Genomic DNA, 16,683 nt, shown 5'->3' with positions numbered 1-16,683 from the left:
ATACCTCTCCTTACCGGCCCACTGCCGTTTTGGTGCTGCCACCGTGCTGCGTAATGCGAGGGCGGCATTTGATTTTCACCGCTCCCCTTGTGAAGGCATCATCGGAGGCCTTACTCGACCACACATAAGCTTCACCGGTTCCGAGATGGCTCATCTTGTCGGATGTCAATTCGCCAAGAGCGGCATTCGCCTTCTGGATGTGTTTCAGCCAGGCGGGCGAGTTGAATTTGTGCATGATGATTTGCGATGACAGCTCGATCAGAGAGACCGGGACCGATGGCGGGTCCTGAGATGCCACCATGATGCTGGTCCCCTTGTGTCGCATCTCACGGACGACCTCAACCAAGCCGGAAACCAAGTCATCGTTCTCGATATACTTATGGGCTTCATCGAAAACCACCAGCTTGTTGAAGGCGCTTCCCTGGTAGGTTGCTTCCGAGAAAATCTGTAGCATCACCACGAACAGCCCAAGCGCTTCGTCCTTTTCAATGTATTCGTCGCGCAGGTCGACGATGATCAGGCGGCCCGGACGAATCAAATCCTGTAGACGCTGGCCATCATCGACATACTCACTGGCAAACAGCAGGCGCGTCTGCGCCAGTTCTTTCAGGTGATCGGATAGGCCAGAGTTATCGATACCTGTCCGGAGGGCGTCCAGGGTCAAGTTATCTCGGAGGCCCCTCATGATGAGATTGATTTGGCGCATATACATGCTCTGGCTGCCAATCGCGCCCATCAGGAATTTCCAGTGCGCGGCCTTAAGTTCAGAGGCGGAGAATGCAATCGGCTTCACCTCGATATCTGGGTACTCGGCTCGACGATCCTCCAGCTTGTTTGCAGGTGTGAGAATCAGCACATCTTTCAGAGCATCCGGGTTGGCCTTGTAACGCTCACGAAGGATGCGGATTTCTTCACCCACCGAGTTCGCATTGATCATCGAGGTAAACTCCGGCGCATAGTCCTGCGTCGGGCTGTAGTGAAAAATCACTGTAGCCAGCGGGCTTGGTAGCACATTGATATGCGGGAGTGGCATGGAGACCATCTCTATCACGGTGCCAAGCGTGTAGCTCTTGCCGCCGCCTTGAACACCAAAGAGGCTGATCGTATGGGTGTGGTTCAGGTCCAGCGCGATCTTCCTGCCGGACACCTCTCCAAGCAGGCCATACTGGGGGGAATCCCCATTTACACCCAGTATGACGTCATAGCTGACCTCGGTTTGAGGCGCAGACTCAGATACCGGCTGTTCAGGCACTTCTGGCTCAGATTCAGCAGGTGTTTCCGGGATGGCAGCCACGACAGGCCGTTCGTCTTCTTCTTCCTCTTCAGGAGCAATAGAAGCCCGAGGTGTTTGCTCGACGGGCTCGTCATATTTTCCTGCTTCTCCAAGTGAAGACGAGGGACCTTTCTCAGCAGCCGGAGCGGCTGGGGGTGTGATTGGTTCTTCGGGCTCATCCTCCCAAAGCTCGTCCACGGTCCACGAAGTTGATCTTTCGCGCTTGGGAGCGATAAAGGCAGCCGTCTCGATTTTCGGCACATTTGGGATGAACTGTTCGCTGAGGAGGTGCGCGATGGATTCATCCTCAACTTCAACCGATACAGGCTTGCGGCAGTTGTCCAGCAAAGCATGTATCAGGTCCTTACCGATACGATGGAATTCGATCCCGACCTCGTTGTCGGGAGCCTCGGTGCCATTCTTGTCGAAGTCAAAGATCAGTGCGCAGCGACGAAATTGAAGCGAGTAACCCTGCTCAATCGATCCCAGCAGACCTCGTGCTTCCTGTGCGGCAGTCACGTCGAAAATGCCGTAACGCAGGGAACGCTCAAGATAGAAGCGAAGGATCTGAGTCAACTCCCGGCTCTTGAGCAACCTATCCGGACGGTCTGGCTTTTTTAGGGCCGGATCAAAATGGCGTTGCAGGATGCGCTCGCTCTGGTTGATTTGGGCGGAAATCCGCTCCTTCAGTTGGTTGAAGGCCGCAAAGTCACCTACCTGTGAATAGCATTTCACCTCAACCAAGTTGCAAGTGATCGTCCTGGTGTTCAGGTCCAAGTCGAACAGCCCCAGGTCTGTGCGTTGCAGGCTGATGGCATCGTTCACATCGTCAGGTTCACCGCTTGATCGGTAAAGGTCCGTGTGCGCATCCAAAGGCACAATGACTTGGTTGCTTAAGGCTCCTTGGTATTCGAGATAGAGCCGGGCCAAAGCCAGGCCGAGCGCCTCCGCTTGCTGTGTAGGCGCAGAGATCAGTTTCAACGCAAGCTGCCCCGACAACGAGCGCAGGTTTGCCAGAACCTGAACTGATTGCTCGCCATCGGCGGACAAACCCTGCCCAAGCAGAACCGGCTTCAACATAGCCTCGAGTTCATCGTTGGAGCGCGAGGAGATGATCAGGTTATGCGTCGCCTGAGAACTAGCCCCCGGTACATAATCAATCAGGTAATCCGGCCTGTTCTTCCGTCCGCCGTGATCGAAGAATTCAATTCCCATATTGCGGTCAATAGTGAACACCCAATCACTGATCTGATGAACTTCATAAATCAGCTCTCGCTGGGCGACATCCAAGCCCAAGGTCACGACGGGCACGGATTTAAAGCTGGCTCCGGACGCTGCAACCGCTGAGGTGGCGAAACAGAGTTGACGGCTCAGGTTCGATAGCAGATCAAAACAAGCCGCATGGCTGTCTGAATTGAGCGGGCGGCCGACCACAGGACGCTTGTTCCAGAAAGTTCCCGAGTCATCATCAACAAACTCGGTGTCGAAATCCTGTATCAGTCCATAGAGCGGAGTGATCCCCAAAGGCTTCTCTGCAATGGAAAGCTCCTCAGCGGGGAATACATCCAGCAGGACGCTAATGTGGGCCGGGAATTCTTTGGCATTTGCGTGGAATTCAGAAAGTGCATGCTTGGCCAGATTCAGCTTTGAAAATAGATGGCTGCCGGTCGAGGTTGCAAAGGCATCAGCCGCCTCGTTGACCGTGACTCCTGGACGAACCATCGACTCAAGGGCTTCGCCCAGCACCGGAGAATCGGGATCTGATGTAAATAGTCGAATGTCGTAGCGCAGATCGGCATGCTCGTGTTTCTGCTGTAGCGACAAGAGGGCATCCGCTATCACCGATCCGGCCCCCGGGTTGAAGACGTTTAGTGACAACTCACGGACGTAAGGATGCTGAGAGAGATAGCGTTCAATCTTGTCCGCAATCACCTTGCCGGAGATGTCCGCTCCCGCTGCTGATGGCTCGGCCAGGCCAAGAGCGGAGCAGATTTCCGCCATCAGGCCGCGTGAGTTTTTTTCCGTCGTGGGCGCGTACAGAGCCCAAAAAGCGTTCAGGTTATCGACCGGGGTAAAAATGCGACCATCTTCAACGGGAACCCCAACTGGATACGCCGAGGGTACAAGGCCATCCAGCAGCGCGGAGCGGACATGAGGAATATGATCTTTCCCACCTGCCTTGATCTTTTCAATCCAATCCTTGCCCAAAGCCACCCAACTGCTCAGCCATAAGGCGCGAAGCGGGTGCGTCGGAGAAACCAGGACTGCCTCGCGATGCCTGCCCCGGAAATCAGTCAAGATGACGTGAATGGAATCCACGGCCAGCACATTCCGCAGCGCCTGGAGATGTTGCTGTCTCTCGGCACCGGAAGTTGTTTCGGCTTGGCGAATGAGGTTCCGTACCAGATCAAGGTAGGCGTCGGCATATGCCAAGCACTCCTTCTCGGCATCTCTGAAAGAAAGCCCCTGCATGATCAGCTCTGCAGTGCCTTTGCGAACCGTGGCAAACAGCTCTTCCCGAGCAGCCAAGAACGAGGCCATTGCGGCTGAGGATGGCAGTGTGAGCCCAACTTCTGAAGGCGGCTCCGCAGTATCCAGGTTGATCTGCATTCGCCAGCCAGAGGGATGTTTGGGCTCCGCCAAAATACGCTGCTCAATGGTTTTGAGCATACGTGAGAGTGGGATCTGCACAGCGCCTTCACGACCGAATTTTGCCAGCAAGGTTTCCTGGCGGGATGCTTTTTTGGAGCGTCCGCCTTCAGCCCATGCAACGCCGCTTATGGCTATTTCCTCCGGATTTCGCTCATCCCCCAGCGCGGTCAGTTGCAAACGGAACAGAGCGTGCTCCAGGCTTTGCTCGATAGGTATTGCACGTTGTGGAGGCTCTTCCTCGATGTTCCCGCCGGGAAGAACATAGAAAGGTTCGCTTTCATAAGAACGTTTGGCAGACTCGGAGCCGGAATCCGCTTCCAACGGGATCGGATCGCCATCGGCCGTCCAAGGTAGGACGCGAATAAAATGCCATCCCTCTTCAAATTCGATCTTGTTGAGTTTGGCCAAGTTGGTCGTGCATTGCAGGCGGTTCTGCGTCCAGGTTTTGACCTTTTTGGATTTTCCTACCGGGCCGTCATTCTGCGAAATGATTTGAACCGTAAAATGGTCAAGCCCGCTGACCTTGCCGGGGTGAGGGTTAACCTCGAACACCACGTTCATTTTACGGCGGTCGTTCGGGACCAGAACCTGTTGCCCGATGAGGCCAGAGAGTTGGTTGTCGGTCTCATCCTCTTGAACGACCGGCAAGTCTGTCTCCAGCACCGTCAGAAGAACCTTGTCCAGCGAAAGCTCTTCCTGGAACGACCATTTATCGAAAGAGATGCTCCACCAGCTCTTGTCGGTCGCGATGGGCGGCGTCCAGGATTCGGGCTCCTGGACATCGTATTTTTCAAAGTAGGCGAATAGGCGTGACTCCAATGCTTTGTCGCTGAGCCCCAGATCGGCAATACGGCCATGAACCGACTTGTGCGAGGTCATCAGACTGCGGACGCTGCCGAGGTTACGACGAATCTTGCCATTGACCATGCCGGTATCGGCAAAGAGCTTGAAGTCCGGAATCAACGTCAATTCATACAGGCTGGCTCCAAGGGTTTCTCCATCAACCCCGTTTTCGAGCGCGGTGAGCAGATACCGCACGCGGGAAACATCGTCGGCAAACAGCCATTCCTCCTCGCTGAGGATGCCCAATAGATCGCGAACATGGCCGACCAGCGTTGCCGGGAGTCGGTCAAGCAGCGAGTCGATAAGGTCCTCGTAGATGCCGGTGAAAGCCAATTCCTCGAAGGTCGCCACCCCAAAAGAGTCCTCGGCGCTGGTTCGAAGCGAGGTGGGGATGAAGACCAGCAAAGGCTGGCGCAACTCGCCGTTCGCGTCAGGGTTACGAAGTTCCACCAGCTTGGTGGAGGTCACCCGAACTGGCATGCCTTCTTGGTCATGGCTGCCGAGGATAAAGATGTTTCCAACGGGCCGGGTTCGCCGCAGTTCCTTGCATACCGACTCCATGACATCGTCATCAAGATCGGTGACCCGCATGCAGTGGCCTGGGCCACGATCACCCAGGATAGCTTCGATACGAGGGCACAGCAGACCAGCGACCGCTGCGTTCAATTTATCCTGGGAAAGCCTGGAGAACGCGTTACTCATGCGTGCCTCCCGTCCTTATCAGTTCCGTCATTTCTCTGAATTGCATAGCGGGGCGATACCTTCTGGGTCACGTAGGCATCCGACAGGTCCTCGTAGAACCCGATTTCACGCAGGCGGCGTTTGAAGGCTTCGAGGTTGAGGCGCAGGGCGCGTCTATCCAGGATGCTGCTGTTGGCCTGTGCTCCTTCCGGTAGCCGGTCGATGTGAAGGCCGTAGCGGTTTCTCAAAAAGGCCAGCAATTCCTCGATGCGGACCTCTCGGGTCACAAAACGCCCGCCGTCCTGGGTGAGCACGGCCACCTGGAGGAGCACTTCGAGCAGCTTGCTTCCCAGTACAAATCGCCGAGGACTTCCCTTGGTCCGGGATTGGGCCAGCAGTCCGTTCTCTTTGTTCTTCATCAGCAGAGAGTCCAGACACTCAGTGATGTACTGGCGGTGATACTTGCCGCGATACGCCATCAGGATTTCGATGAAGGATTCGAACTCGCCCAGGCCCATGCCAGTGACTTCCCGGATCTCCGGATCGACGTCCTCGTTCCCGGAGGTCGATTCCTCGATCAGGCTCGCTAGACGGAATTTGAAGTAGGCTTGACGCTCGGTGTCGTGCTCAGGTCTAAGCAGGGATACTAGATCGCCAACGGTGAACACGCCGCCCCCAGGGGTCGCCAGCTTGCCCACCTTCTTGCTCAGGTATTCCGCCATCTCATCGAGCTTCTTGACGACGAAGTTGGCCAGCACAAAGGCCGGTATCTGACGATAGAGCCGGTCAGTGGACCTGCGAGCCAGCTCGGCCATACGCGGGTTGTTGACGTCGCCCATGTCCACGACCAGCGCCACGCGGTAAGAACAGCCCTCCAGCGCATTGTCGAGGCCAGGGTTGATCGGGCATTCTTTAGTGGTGCAGAGATCGTAGCCGGACCGCTGTTTCACCAGCTTGGGCAGCATCTGCAGCAGCTTGAGGTGGTAAAGCGCCAGATGAAATGCCATCAGGGTTTTGAAATAGTCCACCAGCACCGAACGCGGAATATAGGGCTCATAAGCCAGTAGCCGCAGAATGTCGTCGGCCATAATATCGGCCTGGCCGATACATAGCGGCTGGAAGCGCGAGGGCTCCTTGGAGTCCTTCATATCCTGGGTAACCTGATGATCCAGACGCAGGATGGCCTGCGTTTCCACATCCACGGATGCGTTGGGATCGTAGCGGTCCGTCACCAAGTCGATTCCCGGGAAGAAAAAGCGCTTCAAGGCATCCCGCGCCGCTTGGCCCTTGCTTTTGCGGGCATAGAAAAGCATCCAGTAAATCTGCTCGGCCGCGCCGTAGTCACGGGTATGCTTGGCGTTGCGGAACTTATAGGTATTGCCATGCAGCGGCCTAGGTGCGGCCACGGCCTGATTGGCTTTGCCCCGATTGACCACATCCATCAGATCGGTTTCGACCCAGCGGTGTACCACCTGTGGAAAGCGATCAAAGCCCGCAAACCATTCGGGATGCTCAAGGAAGTCCCCGATGAACTCTTCAACGGTCAGGTCGCCAGCACGGGGTGGACGTCGGCTGGCATAGCCATCGTATTTCAGCCGGGGAAAGAGCATGGTCAGCACACGATCCATCTCGATGTGCTTGAAATCGACGTAGGTGGTCTTGGGAGTGCGGAACTCCTTGTCTCTGCCTCTGATGCTCATACTTCAGCCCTTCTGCTTACCTTTCCCAGATGCAGGATGCCTTTGTCGTCGCGCCGGATCTGGAAGAATTCGAAGCCGCATTCAGTGAGAAGCACCTCCTGATAGGGAGCTGCGGATAGAACGTTCTTGAACACCGCCAGACTCAGGTAGAAACCTTCCTGCTCCTCGATGCTGGGACGGTAGCCGTTGTTGAGCCGCATCAGCATTTCATAGATGTCGAGATTGATGCGCAGGCTGGCCTTGTGCCCGTCGCCGGAGTCGTAAAGCAGCACCTGCGCTTGCGACAAGCACTCGAGGAAAGGATGAGCTGCCGTTTCCTGCTCTGTACGCAGCGTGAAATGGTCGCCATCAAAGAGGCGGTAACTGCGGATGGTGCCTTTATCTACTTGGCGAACACGAAGCGCCAACTGGTTGCCCAGCCGCGCCGGATCGCTCAAACCTTCGCCCCGGTTGATGGCACGGAGAATGGTGGTAACCTCATCCTGACTCTTCGCTCCAGATTCCTCGATGGCTCTTAAGAAGGGATCAATATGGCCATATGGAAGCATCTTTTCCCACGGACGATTTTCCTGACTGTCGCGGCATTCAAAGAAATGGCGGCGGCGCATGTGCGAGAGGTAATTACGATGCTTAGCGATCAATCGAGCTCGGTTCTTCGACGAGTAATCACGAGGCAGATTGCGGAACAGCGTCTCCATCAGCTCATTGTCATACCCGGTCCGCTCTGCGAACGAGAAGCGGCACATGGTCTTGGTCTTGGGATTAAGGAAGCCAAACTCGCGGTCCAGATCGGGGTTGCTGACTTCGGCAACGTCGATCTCACGCAGCAAGGCAATCAGCCGGTCATTGGAACCTTCCGCCCCGCCAAGCCACGAGTTGAAATAGAAGCCGTCAAGGATGCGATTCTGGGTCTCTTCACCACCGTTCTGATAGAGCTTGTGAATGCCGTCGCAGCCCTGAGTGCCTACCAGCATGAAGGCCAGCGCCGAACGCAGGTCGCGCATGGTGATGTGGAGTCGTCCGCGCAGGTGGGTAATGATGTAGAGCATCTTCAGACGCTCGATCACCTTGGGACCGGCAACTGGGTCCTGAAAAGTCCGGGCGTTATGATAGGCAAAGCACTTGACCTTGAGGTCGCACTTCTCGCAGGCCTGCCAGTATTCCTGCTGCGTCATGCGTGCAATTAGTCGCTCCAGAATCGAAGGCTGACCTTCCACGGGTTCGGCGACCACCGAGCGCAGGTTGAGGTTGATGACCGCGATACCGCCTCCCGTAGCAGCTCCGGCCAAACCCTGCTGGATCTGCTTGGCGAGCAGCGGGAACTCCTCTTCATGCTCCAGGAAGAAATCGACCAGCCGCCCCTCGTTGATCGCGATCAGGCGGGTCTGATTGTCGGGCCATCCGGAAACGTCCTTGCCCGCGAAGGGGGCGAAGAATTTCTTCAGCACGTCGTCATTGCGCTCGTCGCCTTCATCTTGACTGCCGTCATAATTGCTCTGGTAAGTATGCCCCTTAAGCTGGAAAACAGCCCCATTCGCGCCACGCTGCACCTGCGCGCCCTTGCTTTCAGCAACGGCCTCAAACTGCTGAATGAACGCCGTCTTGCCGTCGCCAGCGTTACCGCTGATGATTACCAGACGGAAATCACCTCTGAGCAGCGCGGGCTTGAGCTTCTCGTCCAGATAGGTCGGCACATAGGTGGCCTTGCCAACCTCGTCGAGTCCACGGGTACCCGCATTTGATACCTGGCTCTGGCTGTAGAGGGTCAGTAGGTGGGTGACAAATGGGTTGGTGTTGGGCTTGATTGGCTCAAAGCCCAGCTTGCTCAACACTTTTGATCCTGCTCCGATTTCCCCTGTGGTCAGCACCGAGCGCAGGCGCTTGACCTCAGAAATGGCGGTCAAGAACTCATCTACTGAGGCGAAGCGATCCTTGCGCTCCGGCGCAATCATCTTCACCAACACATTGACCAGCGACGAGCTGAGGTCGGCGCATCCTTTGAACTGCTTGGGGGCCTTGGGCTGAGTCTTGATCGGCGGCGTGGGGTCGTCGAAAGGATACTTGCCGGTCAGGCATTCATAGAAGGAGATGCCCAGGGCATAGAGGTCGCGGTCCATGCGATCCGAGGCATCCGGCTCGGATGAATAATCGTAATCCGGCGGCAGATAACGGCGTGTTCCGCCACCACCTTGCTCCTCGTCGTTCTCGGATACAGCGACGTTGAAATCGATGATACGGACGCCCTTGTTGGTCCACAGCAGATTGGAGGGTTTGACGTCTTGATGGTATACACCGTTCTTATGCAGGTGAGCCAGCCCTTCCGCAGCCTCATGCACGATGCGCACGGAATCATCCAATGATAGCGCCTCGGCATCGATAAGATCAGAGACATCCAAACCTTCCACATATTCGAAGACTATGTACGGAGTCTGCTTGGCGTCCGTCATGCGATCCGCCCAGATTACCTTCACCACATGCGGATGGTCTGGAAGATTGGTCAATGTTTTGTATTCGCGGCGAAGCCGTTCATATACGCTGCGGCGGTCCTTGGTCACCAGTTTGATGACCCGCACCACATCCCCCAGGGAATCGAATACCTTGTAGGCGACCCCAAAGCCTCCGCTGCCCAGCTTTTGCTGAATGCGGAAGCGATCCGCCAGGATAAAATCCTGCGGCAGGTCGGTCAGGTTATCGGAAAGCTGTGGCACAGCCGGGCTGCTCACAACCTGAGCAGTGTCGTTCTTGGCTTCAGGCAGAATCAGATCGTCCAGCGCTTTGCGGGCGATGGCCGAGCTGGCGTGACGCTCCTCCGGGTCAAACTCGCAGAATTTTTGCAGCCACTCGTCGATCCCATTGGGCAGGTCTGGCTTGTGCTCCGAGGGCTTGATTGGGAATTTTCCATCGGCCTCCATCATTTGGTCGATGCTTTCAAAGGGCAGTTCGCCGGTCAACAGCTCGTAGATAATCAGCCCGGCGGCATAGAGATCGGAGGCGATGCTGGCCTGGGTCGGGTCCTTGAAGCACTCTGGAGCCTGATAGGTGGCCTCCAGATCATCCACCACCTGACTGGCGATGGTGGAGGTGCGGTTCTTGCCCACGCGGGCGTAATCGAAACCCGTCACCCGGGCCTGGCCACCTTTGGTCACCAGAATGGCGTCTGGAGTGAGATTGCGGTGAATCACCTCGTGCCGGTGCGCGTGGTCAAGAGCCGACAGCACGTCACGCATCACTTGGAGCTTCTGGTCAAAGGTCAGCGCAAGGGAGGCCTTGTTGATGTGCAGGCGCAGGGCCTGGCCGGGCAGGTCTTCAGTGACCAGCACCACCCTATCTTCATCGTCGGAGACAAACAGATCCTTCACTGCCAGCACGTTGGCGTGGGTTGGCATGTGAGCCACGGCGCGATAGGCGTTGCTGATCTTCTTGAACTCTTCCTTGCGTGTGGCTTCGTCTTGGTAAGGATCTGCCTGGTAGACCCGCAGGCGCGCCATACCGCCGCTCTTGCCCAACAGGTTGTGCTTGGCTCGGTATTCGGTGTAGCGGTCGGTGCCGCCCAGTTTTTCTTCCACCTGCCAGTCTCGGAACACCAGCGCTGCGCTCTTGGGTTTGGCGTTGCCTGTGATCGCCTTGGCGATCTGGGAGTGGAAGCGTGTAATGTTATTCAGCCGATTGTCAGGAATGCGGCTCACATCGCGGAAATATTTCAAGCAGTGCTTGAAGTCTGTCACGTCCGGACTGTCGATACCTGCCTGATCGAACACTGCGGCGTCATCGGCGGTGAGCAGCACGGTGGCATGCACATGAGCCTTGCGCAGCTCGATCTGGCCGGTGTTGCTCTCGCGGATGATGGTGGCCATGGTCTTGGCGTGACTGCGCAGCTTGGCCAACGGCGAGAAGAACGGCTGGCGTCCATCAGGATACCACTTGGAGCCATACACATCGATGTTGCCCCGCGTCCCTTTGACATCCACCAGGTACACAGCGTGAGGCGCGAGGATGGCGATGTCGATTTCGAACACCTCCTCACCCTGTCGCATCTCGAAGTTGTGGAAGATCAGCCAGCCATCAGGAAGATTATCCCGGAGAAAACCGATAGCTTGGCGTTCAGAGTCGTTTACGGGCTGGCCGATGGGTATGACCTTTGCCATTAGCGGCCTCCCTCCTCGATGGCGCGTTCGACGAGAGAGCGGGCACGGTCTTCCAGCTCTAAAGCCGTTTCCCTTGCCACGTATGCTTCAATTATGAAATCGTTGCAGCGTTTTCTGATGTCATTGGGCGGGTAAGGAATGGGAAGAGAGGGAAGCATCGTGTAATGATGATCTTGCAGCTTGCTGCCGACAGAAATGGAGCGGAGCATCCTGAAAGCGGACTCGGAACGCATAAAGGCAAAGAGTGCACCACGCTCAATTTCATTCTCATTGCCTATGACGCGCAAGATATCCTCGGAGTACGCATTTTCTGTCAACTTTCCATGGATGAATGTTGCCCTGCAATAAAGTTCGCTTTCCCCTAGAGTTCCCCTTGCTGCAACCAAAATCGATCCGTTTTCTACCAGAACATCATCTGGAACAAATTTTTTCGCGATCCAACGGCCTTCTGGGCGAAGCCAAAAGAGTTCTTTTTGTCCGACCAATCTGTAAGCGTATTCAGGATCTGCATCGATTCGATTAAAGCGGTTCCCCCGTTTGAGCGTTCCGGGAATACATAGGCTACCCAGCGGTTTCCATGGCCCGCTTTTGATTAGTTCACAAAGCCGAATAAACCGGGGATTAAAGTTTAGGGCTCGGAGAGATTGAATACTTGTGGGGGCTGTGAAACCGAGGTCTGAGCCCCAAGAATGCCACTCGCTTGGAGTAATGTCCTTCAGGCCAACGGAGTCGAAGTAGAGCTCCGTTGCGTCATTTAAGTTGGCTTGATAATTATCGAGAAATGCGGCTGATTCTTCAATAAAGTCATGAGCCTTCTGCTCAATATCTGCGTCGAGACGAGGAACAAGCAAATCGCTAAAATGCTCGGGCTCAAGATGCGAAATAACTGAACCGTATTTTCCGGATAGTACAAATGGGACGCCGAATCGAGTGCAAAGGTAGGCAAATAGATATCCAGATTTAACTTGTTGAGGGTCAACAACAATCTTTATTATGTCTTCATTCGACCAAACCTTATTCATGCTTGAGCGAGCATATATTGTCCGTCCAACAGTTCCAGATCGGCTGATTAGCGCCATGCCTTGTTTAACCTGCTGATTAGCCAGCTTTCGTGACTTTGCCTCCTTCTTGCTGACCAAAGGCAGACGAGTTAAGTCGGCCTGCATCATGAATGTTGTTGTCAGAAATGGCACACCATGTTCAGCATCAGTGACATAGTTACGGTTGCTTCTTGGTCCGTAGTAAATCCCACCATCGTGACCTGATGTGAGATCGGGCAGTTTTTGAGTGAAGTGCCTTTTCAGTAGCTCACGAATCTCAACTGCACCAGACATATAGGGGCCGCAATCGAGCCGCCTGCCGTTGCTTATCAACCAGGTGCTTGGGATCGATTTTACTTGAAACTTTCTGCTCATAACGCCCCCCAACCCTGAATAGTACTGATCATTCTTTGATAGCTCAATGACGCACAAAGCTTATCAAGTTTACCCTGATCGATGTAGGAGCGAATGATTTCAATATTGTGCTGGTGCTTATTGTAGAATTTAAATCTTTTATTTGGAGCAGAACGAAATACTTTTGTCAACAATCCAGCAGGATTTATGCAACGATCTGGGGCCTCCAATGACGCACACTCCATCTCACGAATAGGGCTTGACCCTACTCTGCGAATTACCTGGCTATCGCTTAGAAGCCATCCGTCAAGCGTATAGCAAACGCAAATCAATTTGATGTTGATCATTGTTGCTGCCACAGCAGGGGTCTCTTCAAAACCATAGTTAACCAGCATAGCGCGTGCAGCTGTCCTGATCTCACCATGTGGATTCTGATCCGTATCGAGATTTCGCAGAAACGCATGGCGTTGTTCCTTGCGGCTGGGTTTTTCTGACCACTGGGATGCGGCTGGCATCTGATGACCTACCGGAAGCAGATCCCAGACAACTGCAATATGTTGAATGCCGGATCGCAGAAGATCAGCAATGTCCTCGTAACATGTTGAAAAGATAGCTCTTTTGTCGCGGGCAATGATTTCAAAAGTCGTACTTGGAAATTTATGCTTGAGGATGAGTTCTATGACAGGCTTATCAGTCTCGGCACCCTCACAAATTATGCCGATTTTCATTCACCAGCCTCCTTCGACTTGTCGTGGAGATAGTGAGCTGTGTACATGTCTCCTGCACCCATATGATCAAATATGTGAGATAAGCCTTTAAGCTTACTTCCAGGTGTAAACGAAACTCTCTCATCGCTTCGATCAACAAGAAGCACGTGTTCGATCGGGACCAGATTAAGCAGGTAAGGACTATGTGTTGTAACAATTATTTGCGTTCCACGCACGGATGCCGCAGAGAGCTCCTCCAAGAGGAACTGAATAGTCCAAGGGTCAAGCCCATTCTCAATTTCCTCAATGCATAAAATTGGAGGTGGATTGTCATGAAGGATGAGAGCTAATATAGCTGTAATGCGTCGTGTCCCCTCAGACAGCATCCAACTGGGAATAACACTCGTCGATCCGGCTATTGTCTCATTGAAGCCGAAGTACCGTCTGTCCGCTGGGCCATCAGGATCGTGCGTGTGAATGCTTTGCGTCCGCCCAGTGATGAACGAGACCTTTTCGATCAAAATGTTGCGTGTTTCCACGTCTAGTTCAGACAATAGTCTAGCCACGCCGAGACCTTGTTCATCTAAAAGCTTTTTGGATGCTGCTCCGGTATCGACATCTGAAAAGCTGCCGATTACTTTTGGACTTAAGCGCAAGGTAACCAGCCGCTCAAGGGCATCGCGAAGAAGCGCACCCCCTCTGTCCGCCTTGGGATCAACTAACTTGAGCACCAATTCATCATCGTTGCTGAAGGCGGCGAATTCCTGAGCCTCGAGGCTGTCCAATAAATAGAGAATGTTTACTAGCGGTTGGTCAGTTGGGTTGCCCTTAGCTCGCTTGCGGATAAGCTCTCTTTCCTTCTTGGATATCTGCCCAGTCAATGAGAGCTCATATTTGCGTCCGTCTGGACCCGTTGTAATACGATCAGTCCACTGAGGCCCTGATTCATACCGAAGGAACTCCGATGAAATGACTGGGCGTCCACCATTATTGGTGACGTCAAGGCCAAACTCAACAAGAGGACCAACACTGAGATCCTGGGGGTCGAAGGCAATCTTTAAATTAAAACCTTCGCGACCGCTGTATACAAGATCTTCAATCCTGTGGAATGGCCTCGTTGCCTCTGTAGCTCCACTACTGATGCATTCACTCAACCAACTGAGAGCCTCCAAGGCAGAGCTTTTACCAGAGCTATTCCGGCCAATGATGACATTAAACGCGCCCAATGGAATGGTAACCGGTGACGATATAGCCTTAAAGGATTGTATGGTTAAGGTTTTAAGCATAATCGTGCTCCACAAGGAACTCGCGGTATTTCTCAGCGATAACCGGGAGATCGTTGTCTTCGATTTTTTCGCTGCGGGTCAGGGTCCGTTCCACGAAGCGCCCCCCAATGCGAATGCGTTCTGTGTGTTGTTTAGGCTCGACAATCTCTTCGCCGTCAGGCGTGCGCTTGTAGAGTTTGTTGCCACGTCGGTCGAAGCCAACTTTGTCGGCCACGGCCATGAAAACCGGGTATTCTTCCGCTCCGCCCAAGGCCTCACGATGCTTCTCCCTGTCATCCTTGCGGCGCAGGAAGAGTAGGCTGGTGAGGATGTTCACATTAGCTTCGGCGACGAAGGCTTCCACCGGCAGGTCGACGGAGGCGAGCACCTGGGTTTCGCGCATGATCCACCAGCGAATATATTCAGCCGCCGGGTTGCCGAGAACCCCATCAGGAAGAACGATGCCCATGCGGCCCTTGCCGGGCTTTAGCCATTTGATGCAGCGTTCGATAAAGAGAATTTCAGGAGCAACGCTGCCTTTGAGAACACCGGTATTGCGGAAGCCACCTTCACCATCTTGTTCCCAGATATGGGCCAGTTCGTACTGCTCCAAAATGTGCTTGTCAGTAATAGGGATATCCGAGCCGAACGGGGGGTTGGTGGCGATGATATCCACCGAGCCCAACGGGATATCCTCCTTTGCGGTAGGCAAATCGGCCAGATGCCCCAGCGGAAACTCCAAAGAGTTGATGTTGTAAATATGGCCACGGCCATCACCCGCCAGAACCATATTCATTTGGGATGCGCGGATAAGGAAAGGATCAAAGTCAGCCCCGAAGACGTTTGCAGCGGCATACTCTTTCAATCTTTCGTGGACATTCAAGAATTCAGTGGTGTCCTCATTTTCTGCCTGGGTGTTTTGATCTTGGCGAAATTTTTTCAGCATGTGCCCCAGGGTGGCGACCAGGAAACCGCCGGTGCCACAGGCAGGGTCCAGCAGTGTCTCGCTCTCCTTGGGGTCGAGCATTTCAATGGCCAGTTTAACAACACCACGGGGTGTAAAATACTGACCACGATCGCCACGCAGGTTGACGCCAACAAGTTCCTGGTAGGCAACCCCCTTGGCGTCGACATCTGTGCGGGTGAAATCGTATTTGGCCAGTTCAGACACGATAAATGCTAGGGCACGGTCGGAGAGGGTAATCTCCTCGTTGCCCCGGAAAATGTTCTTGTACTGCTTTTTAACCTCGTTGAAGAGTTCCTCGATCCGGAGACGGATCAATTTGCGGCCCTGTTCCTCGAACTGCTCCTTGGGACCAGCCCAGAATCGGCGACGCCAAGCTTGACGTTGTTTGGTACGCAAATTCTCGTCGTGCATCTTGCAAAAAATCAGATAGAGGAACTGCCAGAATGCGGCATCTTTGGGCATGCCCTCGTTGCCGTGGATGAAATTGTGGCAGCGGCGAAAAGTGATCTTGAGCATCTCATTGTCGGCGACACGGGTATGGGCGTCGGAGATGACCTCCTTGGTGCCAACCGACTCTTCGGCCATCGGCCAGTCGCCAATGGGATTGCACTTAGTTTCGAAGCGCTTTTGCTCCTTCTCGACAAAGAAGAACTCCAGGCCGTTGGTCCACAGGCCGTACTGAACCGCATCGACCTCCCGCATGATGGTCTCAATCTCATCAAGGTCCGTGGCGGCCTGTTCGAAGTCACGGATGCGCATGGCATTCTTGCCGACGTTCGGTTCCTGGCGGCAGATCACGGCGCGACCAAGATTCTCGACCTTGTGTTCCTTGCCGTGGTGGAAGATGGCTATATCTACTTTTTTGCGGCCGCCGATGGAGAAATCCAGTTCCATGTCTTCCGGTGAGAATCCGTATTCGTGAATTAGGGCGCGAGCTACCCGCTGCCGGACCAGCTCCTTCTTCGTTTCTTTGATCGGCTTACCGGAAACGTAGTCAAGAGTGTATCCCGCCGGGATGGTGTTCACGGCCTGTGTATTATTCATAATGACCATTTA

At 54.3% G+C, this 16,683-nt stretch carries 7 protein-coding genes; all 7 read right to left on the bottom strand.

Annotation, left to right across the window (positions count from 1 at the left end; all coding sequences use genetic code 11):
• Positions 1-10: 10 nt before the first annotated feature.
• Genes mads8 through mads2 form a run of 7 tightly spaced genes read right to left on the bottom strand, consistent with a single transcriptional unit; the run spans position 11 to position 16,680 of the window.
• Positions 11-5,470, bottom strand: coding sequence for a methylation-associated defense system ATP-binding protein MAD8 (mads8, locus tag GD606_RS19390; RefSeq protein WP_163300883.1), 5,460 nt, complete (start codon positions 5,468-5,470; stop codon positions 11-13).
• Positions 5,467-7,149, bottom strand: coding sequence for a methylation-associated defense system protein MAD7 (gene mads7 / locus GD606_RS19385; RefSeq protein ID WP_163300882.1), 1,683 nt, complete (start codon positions 7,147-7,149; stop codon positions 5,467-5,469). Before mads7 ends, mads8 begins: the two co-directional genes overlap by 4 nt.
• The gene (gene mads6, locus GD606_RS19380) at positions 7,146-11,294 is read right to left on the bottom strand and encodes a methylation-associated defense system protein kinase MAD6 (protein WP_163300881.1); all 4,149 of its coding nucleotides are present in this window, start codon (positions 11,292-11,294) and stop codon (positions 7,146-7,148) included. Before mads6 ends, mads7 begins: the two co-directional genes overlap by 4 nt.
• Positions 11,294-12,709: a methylation-associated defense system restriction endonuclease subunit S MAD5 gene (mads5, locus tag GD606_RS19375; protein WP_163300880.1), complete on the bottom strand. Its 1,416-nt coding sequence runs from the start codon at positions 12,707-12,709 to the stop codon at positions 11,294-11,296. Before mads5 ends, mads6 begins: the two co-directional genes overlap by 1 nt.
• Entirely contained in the window at positions 12,706-13,416 is a 711-nt protein-coding gene (locus GD606_RS19370; protein WP_163300879.1) for a hypothetical protein, read from the bottom strand. The genes mads5 and GD606_RS19370 overlap by 4 nt, the downstream gene beginning before the upstream one ends.
• On the bottom strand, positions 13,413-14,681 hold the full coding sequence (locus GD606_RS19365; protein ID WP_163300878.1) for an AAA family ATPase: 1,269 nt from the start codon (positions 14,679-14,681) through the stop codon (positions 13,413-13,415). The genes GD606_RS19370 and GD606_RS19365 overlap by 4 nt, the downstream gene beginning before the upstream one ends.
• Positions 14,674-16,680 (bottom strand): methylation-associated defense system DNA methyltransferase MAD2, encoded by a 2,007-nt coding sequence (gene mads2, locus GD606_RS19360; protein ID WP_163300877.1) that lies wholly within the window; start codon positions 16,678-16,680, stop codon positions 14,674-14,676. Before mads2 ends, GD606_RS19365 begins: the two co-directional genes overlap by 8 nt.
• Positions 16,681-16,683 lie beyond the last annotated feature (3 nt).

The organism is Desulfolutivibrio sulfodismutans DSM 3696 (assembly GCF_013376455.1).
Lineage (GTDB): Bacteria > Desulfobacterota > Desulfovibrionia > Desulfovibrionales > Desulfovibrionaceae > Desulfolutivibrio > Desulfolutivibrio sulfodismutans.
Note: the sequence above shows the minus strand (reverse complement) of the source record. Positions and strands in the feature narration are given on the sequence as shown.

Excerpts from the sequence above, each read along its gene's own strand:
- mads8 (WP_163300883.1), bottom strand. The coding sequence starts at position 5,470 with ATGAGTAACGCGTTCTCCAGGCTTTCCCAGGATAAATTGAACGCAGCG.
- mads7 (WP_163300882.1), bottom strand. The coding sequence starts at position 7,149 with ATGAGCATCAGAGGCAGAGACAAGGAGTTCCGCACTCCCAAGACCACC.
- mads6 (WP_163300881.1), bottom strand. The coding sequence starts at position 11,294 with ATGGCAAAGGTCATACCCATCGGCCAGCCCGTAAACGACTCTGAACGC.
- mads5 (WP_163300880.1), bottom strand. The coding sequence starts at position 12,709 with ATGAGCAGAAAGTTTCAAGTAAAATCGATCCCAAGCACCTGGTTGATA.
- GD606_RS19370 (WP_163300879.1), bottom strand. The coding sequence starts at position 13,416 with ATGAAAATCGGCATAATTTGTGAGGGTGCCGAGACTGATAAGCCTGTC.
- GD606_RS19365 (WP_163300878.1), bottom strand. The coding sequence starts at position 14,681 with ATGCTTAAAACCTTAACCATACAATCCTTTAAGGCTATATCGTCACCG.
- mads2 (WP_163300877.1), bottom strand. The coding sequence starts at position 16,680 with ATGGTCATTATGAATAATACACAGGCCGTGAACACCATCCCGGCGGGA.